Raw genomic sequence first — 8,754 nt, forward strand, 5'->3', positions numbered from 1 at the left:
GCCGCCGACCCGAGGTGGTATGAGGCAAAGCACCGCGGCCGCAACCTGTCCATTCTCGACCGCGACATCTCGGAGGCGGCCTGAGACCTTTGGCTGGGCGTTAAAGCAGGTCTCCCGAAAGTGGGAACCGGCTTCGGGAGACATGGTTGAGATCAAAAGTCTGAAGCGTACGGAGCGATCTGAAAGATCGCGACGCGCGTTAGCGGGTTGCTAACGCTTTTCAAATTCAACCGCGGCGATTGCGCGGTTGTAACGGGGTTTTCATCTACACTAGGCACGGAATTGGCTTCTCCGGCGCCATGTGTGCCGTAAGGGAACGGCATGCGTGGATCGAGCCCCCATCGAAAGGCGCGTCATGAGCCATTTCATAAAGAAGATGTCGCGCCGCGCGATCTTGCAGGCGCTGATCGCGCTGCCCGCACTGTCACTGTTCCGCAACCGGCCCGCCGTCCCCGCTCCTGACGAGATCGACCCCGACGAGATTATCGAGGTCAATGGCTGGATCCTGAGGCGGAGCGATCTCGCATGATCTTCGACAGCTACGAGGCCTATAGGCAGGCGGGCTTCAAGCCCAAGGTCTGCATCCTCGGCTCCGGCCCCGCCGGCACCACGGTCGCCAGGAAACTGGGCGGCGCAGGCATCCCGGTGGTCGTTCTGGAGGCCGGCTCGCGCGAATTCAGCGACGAGTCGCAGGATTTCTATCGCGGCACCACGGTTGGCGATTTCTATTTCGATCTCGACATCACCAGGCTGCGCTTCATGGGCGGCTCCTCCAACCACTGGGCCGGCTGGTGCCGCGTGCTCGACAAACAGGATTTCGAGCCCAAGGCCTGGGCGCCGGATACCGGCTGGCCGATCAGCCGCGCCGACATCGAGCCCTATCTGCGGGAAGTTCACGATATTCTCGAACTGCCCGATTTCCGGCCGGATGTGCCGATTTCGGACGACATCCGCTGGGTGCAGCTGATCAAGAGCCCGGCCGTGCGCTTCGCAGAGAAGTTCGCCGACGAGCTCGACCGGAGCAGGAACATCGCCGTCGTGCTCAACACCTATGCGACCGAGCTCGCCGGCGACGGCAGGCGCGTCACCGGCGCCAGATTGTGGTCGAACGGCCAGGACGCCGGCACCTTCGCGGCGGACTACTTCATCACCTGCACCGGCGGGCTGGAGAACTCCAGGCTGCTGCTCTGGTCGAACCGGCGTTCGAATGGCGGCGTGGTGCCCAACGCCAACGCGCTCGGCCGCTACTGGATGGAGCACCCGACCTTCGAGGGCGGCAACGCCATCCTCGCCGACTACGGCGAGTTCGAGGTCGACGCCTCGAGCGAAGCCTTCTTCTCGCCAACGCTTGCCGCGATGGAGCGGCTGCAGATCCTGAATTTCGGCATCCGCCTGATCGAGACGCCTTACCCGCATGTCAAGCGGCTGATCGCCGACCTTGCCTGCACAGCGCCCAGCATGGCGGAGTGGATGTCCGACCAGCTTGAGCAAAGGCTGCGTTGCGCAGCCCAGCTCTACGTCGCCTGGGAACAGGCGCCGCTAGCTTCGAACCGGATCGAGCTGTCGAAGGCCGATGTCGACCACGCCGGCGTGCCGCGCGTCGAATTGCATTGGAAGAAGTCGCCGCTGGAGCGCCGCACGCTGCTCGAAGGTTTGAGGCTCTTCGGCACCACGATGGCGCAGAAGAATCTTGGTCGCGTCCGCATCGCCGACTGGATCGGCAATGGCGGCGACTACCCGACGAATGAGGAGACGGCCGGTCACCACCATATGGGCGGCACCCGCATGGGCACCGACGTCTTGAAGAGCGTCGTCGACGCCAACTGCAAGGTGCACGGCATGGACAATCTCTATGTCGGCGGCTCCTCGGTGTTCTGCACTTCCGGTCAGTGCAATCCGACGACCACCATCACCGCGCTTGCCTGCCGGCTGGGCGATCACCTCAGCAAGGTGATCACGGTCTGATCTCCCGAAAAGGCAGGCGGCGCCGGCGCCTGGAGTGGCAACTGGCGCCGCCCTGGCGCGCCTTTGGGAAGTTCGATCGAGAGCTACAGCCCGTACACGGCGATGCGCACCAGCACGGCCGCGGCGGCAAGTGCCACCAGCAGAATGCCGAGGCCGATGGGCGAGCCCCAGCCGTACCATTCCATCGCCAGCTTGGCGTATCTGTACTCTTCCTCGTTCGAGAGGGGGGTGCGCTGTTGAATCAGGCTCATTGTTCACTCCTTGTCGGCGACTTTGCCCTTGCCTCGCAAAGGGTGACGTCGCATATTGATACGATAGTTTGAATGTTAGGCAGATTGATAGTTAGATGATCGAAATAAATTCGTCAAGCACGAATCGCGACGACATGACGAAGGCCATCAGCCTCGCCGTCATGCGCTGGCAGGACGCGACGCAGGCCTATGACGAGGCGGTGGGGGCGCGACTCGGGCTGATCGCGGCCGAGCGGCATTGCCTGGGCCTGCTCTATGCCGGGCCACAATCGGCGGGCGCCGTGGCAGCCGCAACCGGATTGACCCCGGCCGCTGTTACGGCATTGATCGACCGGCTGGAGGCGCGCGGGCTCGTCACCCGGACACGCAGCCTGGAGGACAGGCGCAAGGTGGTGATCGAGGCGACCGAACTGACCAGAGAGCTGTCGGAACGCTACTACGGCGCTATCGCGCGGGAGGGCGAGAAGGTGGTGGCGAGCTTCAGCGACGCCGAGCTGGCGACCGTGCTGCGCTTCATCAATGCGGCACTCGATCTGCAGAGCGAGCAACTGGCAAGGCTCAAGGCCGAGCCGGTTGAGGCTGGCTGATGCGGGAACGACGAAGAAACGCTTTTCCGGAAAACCCAGAGCGGTTCAACCGCCTGTCGGCGACCGAACCGCTCTGACTCCGGCTGGGCGAAAGCCAGATCTCGAAGCACGCCGCGTCGAAACGGATAGAGGCGCCGGGCTTTTATTCGATGCCTAAACCGTCGCCGGGTCGAGCGCCGGCTGGCCCTTGAACCGCGCGACGATGCCGGCGAGATCGCCGCCGGCGAAGGCATCGCGCAACGCATCGAAGGACGGCAGCACGAAATAGGCGCGCTGGAACTTGTCGATCTCGTAACCGGTGCGCATCACCTTCTCGAGGTCGAACGGCACGTGGTGGGCTTCCTTGCTCTCGACTGCGAACTGCAGCTCGGTGAAGGACGACATCAGCCCGGCGCCGAAAGCCTTCAGCGGCTGGCCGGCTTCCTGGATGAGGCCGTATTCGGCGCTGTACCAGTAGAGCCGGGTGATCATCTCGTCACCGCCGAGCGCAATCATGTCCTCGGCCTTCTCGCCATACATCTGCATGAAATCGGCAAACACCGGCTGCGTCAGGATCGGCACATGGCCGAAGAAGTCGTGGAACATGTCCGGCTCGACGATGTAGTCGAGCTCCTTGCGGGTGCGCAGCCAGTTGGTGACGGGGAAGCGGCGGCTGGCGAGATGATCGAAGAACGGGCCGGCGGGGATCAGGCCGGGCACCGCTACGATCTCCCAGCCGGTCAGCTTGCGCAGCGTCGCGCTGACCGCGCCGAAATCCGGAATTTTGTCGAGCAGGCCGAGGGCCGCGACGCCGTCGAGATAGGAACGGTGCGCCAGCCTCTGCGTCAGCTTCGTCTGGCGATCGCAAAGCGTGCGCCACACCGCCTGCTCCTCCGCCGAATAATTGTACCCTTGAGCCACGGTGAAATCGGCGCGGCACACCGAATAATCGCCGCGAAGGCCCTGTGCAGCGCAGTCGCGGGCATAGTCGGCAACGCTGATCGTCATTTCTTCCTCCTCGAGATCATGATCCGTGGATCGTGACCGAGAATATAGCGGCGGACGATGAGGCAATTCAGCTTTGTTGATGGTCTGATTGGCGGTTTCGAGGTAGAAACACTCGATCCAATGAGGAATCGAGAAGATATGCCTCAGTTCGACGAATTCGAGATAAAGATGCTGGATATCCTGCAGCGCGATGGGCGCAAGCCGGTTTCGGAGCTGGCGCAGGAGATCGGCCTGTCGACCACGCCCTGCGCGCGCCGCTTCGAGGCGTTGCAAGGCGCCGGCATCATCAAGGGCTTTGCCGCGGTGCTTAGCCGCCGCGCCGTCGGCCTGACGGTCGAGGTGTTCATCCAGGTCCGGCTCACCAGCCACGCCGACGGCTCGCCGGAAAGTTTCATCGCCGCCGTGCAGCGCATGGACGAGGTCTCGTCCTGCTGGACGATGACCGGCGAGCACGATTTCCTGCTGCATGTGATGGTGCCGTCGGTGGACGACCTCAATGCCTTCGTCATGCACCGGCTCATGCGGCTTCCCGGCGTGCGCGACGTCCACACCCAGCTGGTGCTGCAGAACATCAAGGGACCTGGCCACGTGCCGCTCGCGCATCTGCGGCGCTAGAGCGCATTTTCCAGTGCAAATGGACCCGAAAAGAAATAGGGTCAAAATTAGATCGGGGCATTCTATTAAATATTGAACGAATTAAGGCTTCGCTGTGTCTAAAAAGAGCAAGCCTCGAGACTTGCGATAGCATCGCCTTTGCGCACGATTGACATCGTGAATCGGGGAAAAGTCTTGTCGTGCATTGTTCGGCCCCCTTGGCCTGTTGTATGGATGCTTGCTGAGCCGCAGCGGCGAGGAGGTCGAGCAGTCCGTTTACCGCCGGTTAGCAACATTAGTGTCTTATAATGGATCAGGCTGGCCATCGTCCTTACGCGAGGACTTGACGGACTTCGCTTGCTCGAACCGCTCACGCGGAGGATGATCGCCAAGGAGCGATGCATGCAATTGACGGAGGATGTGGCGCGGAGGGTCACGGAAGCGATTTCACGCCCCTCGTGGAAATCGGCTGATCCAACGCTTTTTGCGATGCTCCTGCAAAAAAACGCGGACCAAAACCGCAAGGTCGTCCGCTGGGGCATAGCGGCGGCCGTGTTGAGCTACATCTGCTACGGTGCCTTCGACCTGTTTCTATTCCCTGACGTCGCGGACCGTCTGATCCTGACGCGCCTGTCGTTGGGGTTGACCTTCCTTGTGCTTGTCGAACTCGTTGCCCGGCGCGGTTTTGCCATCACCACGCTGCACTACGCCGCCGCCCTGGCGATCGTAACAGGCGCCATCGGTTGGCTGCTGTCGGCGCTCGGGACGGCGCATCAGGCGGAGCTGTCCCATTTCATAATCTTCGGCACGGTATTCATTCTAGGCGCGAACCTTTTCTTCAATTTCCGGCTATGGCTTTCGGCGATCTCGTCCGCGACCGTGACGGTCGCCTTCGCGGGCGCCACGCTGTTCGTGCTGCAAGCCGACTTTGGCACGCGCTTGGTGCTTGCGACCTATTTTGCCAATTGCCTTGTTTTGTCCCTCTATCTCTCGTGGCGCCTCAGCATGGAGCGCTACCAGACCTTCCTGCATGCGCTTCAGGCGCAAATCCAGGAACAGGTCGCCATCGAGAATGGTCAGAAGCTTATCGAGATCGCGGATACGGATCCGCTTACCGGCCTCAAGAACCGCAGGGCGATCACGCGGGAATTCTCGGAACTCTGCAAGGAGTGGGCCACGGACACCGACGAAATCGGCGTCATTCTCATGGATGTGGACTATTTCAAACGCTACAACGACCGGCTCGGCCACCAGGCCGGCGATGACTGCCTCATCGAACTCGCCCGCGCCTTCGATGAAACGGCGGTCTCCAACCATGCCATCGCAGGACGCTACGGCGGCGAGGAATTCGTCGTGCTCTGCAAGGTTGCCGGACGGGATCATCTGCGCGAGGTGACGCATCAATTCTGCCAGGCTGTTGAGGATTTGAAGATCTCGCATCCCGATCGGGACGACAAACTCGACATCGTCACGATCAGCGCGGGCGCCTCGTTGACGCGCGCCGATCAAAGCGTAGAGCTGCGGATCCTGCTGCAGGAGGCCGACCGTGCGCTTTATGCGTCCAAGTTCTCGGGTCGCGCGACGCTCACCATCTATGATGCGCAGGCCACCGACCAGAAGCGAGCCAGCCAGAACCTTTCGGAGCTCCTCAAGCATGCGGTTTCGGAGGGACTTGTTTCGGTCGTTTATCAGCCGATCTGCGACGCGGTCTCCGGCCAGGTGCTCGGCCATGAATCGCTGATGCGGCTGCGCGACTTCGACGGCAGCGCGATCAGCCCGTCCGTATTCATTCCCGTCGCCGAGCAGACCGGCGGGATCGAGGAACTTGGGCTGTGGCTGATCGATCGGGCCTGTGGCGACATGGTCGAGCATGGATTGGGGGCGGTCGTGTCCGCCAACGTATCGGTCGTTCAGCTCAAGGCCCCAAATTTCTCGCTGCACATCACCGAGATCCTCGGCCGGCATGGCATGGCGCCTCAGAAACTGGCGCTCGAGGTCACCGAGGGCAGCGACATTTCCCTGGAAGCGCAGGCCGCCAGAAGTATCGAGCAGCTTCGAGCCCTTGGTGTCCAAATCTGGCTGGATGATTTCGGGACCGGATTTGCGGGCCTGGCCTGGCTCCGACGTTTCAAGTTCGACGTCGTGAAGGTCGATCGGAGTTTCCTGCACGACTGCCAGACGGTTCGCGGCCTGAGCCTGCTGCAGGACATGGTCAGGCTTCTGCGCAATCTCGGCCACACGGTCCTTGTCGAGGGCGTCGAGACGAAAGAACAGCAGAACCTGCTGCAGCACATGGGCATACAGTCGGTCCAGGGCTTTCTCACCGGCCGTCCCGTTCCGATCGAGGAGATCAAGCGGGCCAGACTGGGACTCGTCGCCTAATGCATGTCGCCCAAAAGTGCGCAGCGGTTTTGGGGGAACGACATGCATCAAAACAAAGACTTGAAGCGCGTCGCCTGGCTCCGCTTCAGCGCGACGCGCTTTTAGGGCAATTCCGGGAAATGCGGCGCGGCGCTATCCCAGGTAACGGGGCGCGGGGCGCCACGCGACCCATAAAAAAGCCGGACCGCTGAACGGCCCGGCCCGAAAAATCGAAGCGGATCTATCGCCTATGCCGGCGCCCCGAGATCCCCGCGCTTGCGGATCTTGCCGTAAACGATGTTCCTGTTCGATCCGTAGTAGACCTCGGCATCAACGTGATTCTTGTCCACCGCGGCATTGATAATGTCCCACATATCGCTGGCCGAACGTAGGATGAGCGGCCAGTCCATGAAAGTCTCCATATAGCCGTCGGTCGTGATCTCGTCGCTGAAATTGGCAAAGAGGAATTCGCCGTCCGGCTTGACCAGTTCCATGGCTCTCTGAAGCAGGCGTGCACCGACAGGGAGCGGCAGGTAGTCGTACAGGCCGGACGCATAGACGAGATCGAACGTGCCAAGCGGGTAGGCCCGCCGCAAAAGACCGCGCACCGACCCGTCCACAGCTTCCACCACCGTACCCGCGAGATCGCGATTCACGGTGCCGACGCTGATCGGGTCCTGGTCGAGACCGATCCAGCGCTTCAGTCTTTTTTCGGCGAGCGCTCTTGAGAGTTCAGCTTCCCGCAAATGGCCGCAGGCGATTGCCAGCACCTCCGCGTTTTCCACCCGCGCAGCCGTTTCGTCGACCGTTCTGGCCAGTATCTCGCGACGTTCGCGCCCGGCCACCGAACTCGCCGCCTCGCTCGTATAGGCAAAGATTTCGCGGCCGAGTTCGCTCGAGGATGCGACGATCTCGTTAGCGCTCGGATGCTTGTAATAGATGTCCAGCAGCGTCGCGTCGCCCGAATAGCCGCGCGGCTTTTCGAAGGACCAGCGCGTGAACGGATCCTGTTTCAGATATGTCGCCACGCGGTGCTGCTGAGCCAGCGGGATCAGTTCCTGCCACAGAGCGGGGGCGACCTCGCGGCGCAATTCATGCAATCGACCGGCCAGGCGTTCGACGATTTGCCCCGCCGGCTCCTGGCGCGCGAAAGCCTGGTGGGCGAGGTCCAGCACGAGGGCGAGTTGGGCCGTCCGCGCCTTGAGCTCGACGACGTCGACCGTCTCCGCGGACGCCGCCTTGTGCTTCTTGATCAACGTTGATGTGATGAGACTTTGTTCGTCAATTTTCAGGTCTGGATTCAGCGCCATATGGGCATTCCTTGTGGTTCCCCACCGACAATTATAGATGCTTAGAGTTTTAATAAAAGTTTAGGACGATCTGTATTAGATGAGTCTAAAGTACGGTATTCAGAAGATTTGAACCGCCTGAAGCCATAGCGCGATCAAGCCGGGACGCGTGCGACCGCGGCACACCCTCGTCAGGCGCTGACGCGGTTTCCCGGCATGCGCGACGTCAATGCATGTCGCCCAAAAGTGCGCAGCGGTTTTGGGAGAACGACATGCATCAAAACAAAGACTTAAAGCGCGTCGCCTGGCTCCGCTTCAGCGCGACGCGCTTTAAGGCCGCGCCCGTCAAATCTGTGGGAAAGCTGCATCGAAACTGCTGAACCGCGTCAAGGCGGCTTCGACATCCGAAAGTACGACCGGTGGACCAACAGCAATGAGGTCCGCCATGAACATCGTGCTGATCAATCCGCCGCATACGGCCATCGGCAGCCGCGTGCCCGACGATCATCTGCCGCCGCTCGGCTTGCTGGCGATCGGCGGTCCGCTGCTCGATGCCGGCCATGGCGTGCGCCTGGTCGACGCCGAGTTCGGACCGATGCCGCTTGCCGTGCTCGTCGATGACGCCCTGAGCGGCGGTCCGGAACTCGTCCTCATCGGCCATTCCGGCTCGACCTCGGCGCATCCGACAGCGCTGCGGATCGCCGAGATGATCAAGGCCCG

General features: G+C 61.8%; 8 protein-coding genes and 1 pseudogene. 6 read left to right on the forward strand and 3 right to left on the reverse strand.

Annotation, left to right across the window (positions count from 1 at the left end; all coding sequences use genetic code 11):
• The first annotated feature begins 355 nt into the window (after positions 1 to 355).
• Entirely contained in the window at positions 356 to 529 is a 174-nt protein-coding gene (locus EOA29_RS41450) for a hypothetical protein (RefSeq protein ID WP_189350440.1), read from the forward strand.
• A complete protein-coding gene (locus tag EOA29_RS16430) occupies positions 526 to 1,965 on the forward strand; it encodes a GMC family oxidoreductase (protein ID WP_126090918.1) in 1,440 nt (479 codons plus the stop codon). The genes EOA29_RS41450 and EOA29_RS16430 overlap by 4 nt, the downstream gene beginning before the upstream one ends.
• A gap of 83 nt (positions 1,966 to 2,048) precedes the next feature.
• Here EOA29_RS16430 and EOA29_RS41455 read toward each other — a convergent pair whose 3' ends face one another.
• Positions 2,049 to 2,216 (reverse strand): hypothetical protein, encoded by a 168-nt coding sequence (locus EOA29_RS41455; RefSeq protein ID WP_189350438.1) that lies wholly within the window; start codon positions 2,214 to 2,216, stop codon positions 2,049 to 2,051.
• Between the two features lie 95 nt (positions 2,217 to 2,311).
• Between EOA29_RS41455 and EOA29_RS16435 the strand changes: the two genes are divergently transcribed.
• Positions 2,312 to 2,803, forward strand: a complete 492-nt coding sequence (locus EOA29_RS16435) for a MarR family transcriptional regulator (protein WP_126090917.1) — start codon at positions 2,312 to 2,314, stop codon at positions 2,801 to 2,803.
• A 153-nt stretch (positions 2,804 to 2,956) separates the two neighbouring features.
• Here EOA29_RS16435 and phhA read toward each other — a convergent pair whose 3' ends face one another.
• Entirely contained in the window at positions 2,957 to 3,790 is an 834-nt protein-coding gene (phhA, locus tag EOA29_RS16440) for a phenylalanine 4-monooxygenase (protein WP_126090916.1), read from the reverse strand.
• Between the two features lie 138 nt (positions 3,791 to 3,928).
• Here phhA and EOA29_RS16445 point away from each other — a divergent pair, with 138 nt between their 5' ends.
• Together EOA29_RS16445 and EOA29_RS16450 are read left to right on the forward strand one after the other, a co-directional pair.
• A complete protein-coding gene (locus EOA29_RS16445) occupies positions 3,929 to 4,405 on the forward strand; it encodes an Lrp/AsnC family transcriptional regulator (RefSeq protein WP_126090915.1) in 477 nt (158 codons plus the stop codon).
• A gap of 468 nt (positions 4,406 to 4,873) precedes the next feature.
• Positions 4,874 to 6,766: an EAL domain-containing protein gene (locus EOA29_RS16450; RefSeq protein ID WP_245464835.1), complete on the forward strand. Its 1,893-nt coding sequence runs from the start codon at positions 4,874 to 4,876 to the stop codon at positions 6,764 to 6,766.
• Between the two features lie 227 nt (positions 6,767 to 6,993).
• On the opposite strand, the gene EOA29_RS16455 is transcribed toward EOA29_RS16450, so the two are convergent.
• The gene (locus tag EOA29_RS16455; protein ID WP_126090913.1) at positions 6,994 to 8,055 is read right to left on the reverse strand and encodes a class I SAM-dependent methyltransferase; all 1,062 of its coding nucleotides are present in this window, start codon (positions 8,053 to 8,055) and stop codon (positions 6,994 to 6,996) included.
• A gap of 424 nt (positions 8,056 to 8,479) precedes the next feature.
• On the opposite strand from EOA29_RS16455, the pseudogene EOA29_RS16460 reads away from it, so the two are divergent.
• Positions 8,480 to 8,754 (forward strand): annotated as a pseudogene (locus tag EOA29_RS16460) (magnesium-protoporphyrin IX monomethyl ester cyclase); the annotation flags it as partial.

The sequence above is a fragment of the Mesorhizobium sp. M1E.F.Ca.ET.063.01.1.1 genome (genome assembly GCF_003998155.1).
GTDB lineage: Bacteria > Pseudomonadota > Alphaproteobacteria > Rhizobiales > Rhizobiaceae > Mesorhizobium.

Excerpts from the sequence above, each read along its gene's own strand:
- EOA29_RS41450 (WP_189350440.1), top strand. The coding sequence starts at position 356 with ATGAGCCATTTCATAAAGAAGATGTCGCGCCGCGCGATCTTGCAGGCG.
- EOA29_RS16450 (WP_245464835.1), top strand. The coding sequence starts at position 4,874 with ATGCTCCTGCAAAAAAACGCGGACCAAAACCGCAAGGTCGTCCGCTGG.
- EOA29_RS41455 (WP_189350438.1), bottom strand. The coding sequence starts at position 2,216 with ATGAGCCTGATTCAACAGCGCACCCCCCTCTCGAACGAGGAAGAGTAC.
- phhA (WP_126090916.1), bottom strand. The coding sequence starts at position 3,790 with ATGACGATCAGCGTTGCCGACTATGCCCGCGACTGCGCTGCACAGGGC.
- EOA29_RS16430 (WP_126090918.1), top strand. The coding sequence starts at position 526 with ATGATCTTCGACAGCTACGAGGCCTATAGGCAGGCGGGCTTCAAGCCC.
- EOA29_RS16435 (WP_126090917.1), top strand. The coding sequence starts at position 2,312 with ATGATCGAAATAAATTCGTCAAGCACGAATCGCGACGACATGACGAAG.
- EOA29_RS16445 (WP_126090915.1), top strand. The coding sequence starts at position 3,929 with ATGCCTCAGTTCGACGAATTCGAGATAAAGATGCTGGATATCCTGCAG.
- EOA29_RS16455 (WP_126090913.1), bottom strand. The coding sequence starts at position 8,055 with ATGGCGCTGAATCCAGACCTGAAAATTGACGAACAAAGTCTCATCACA.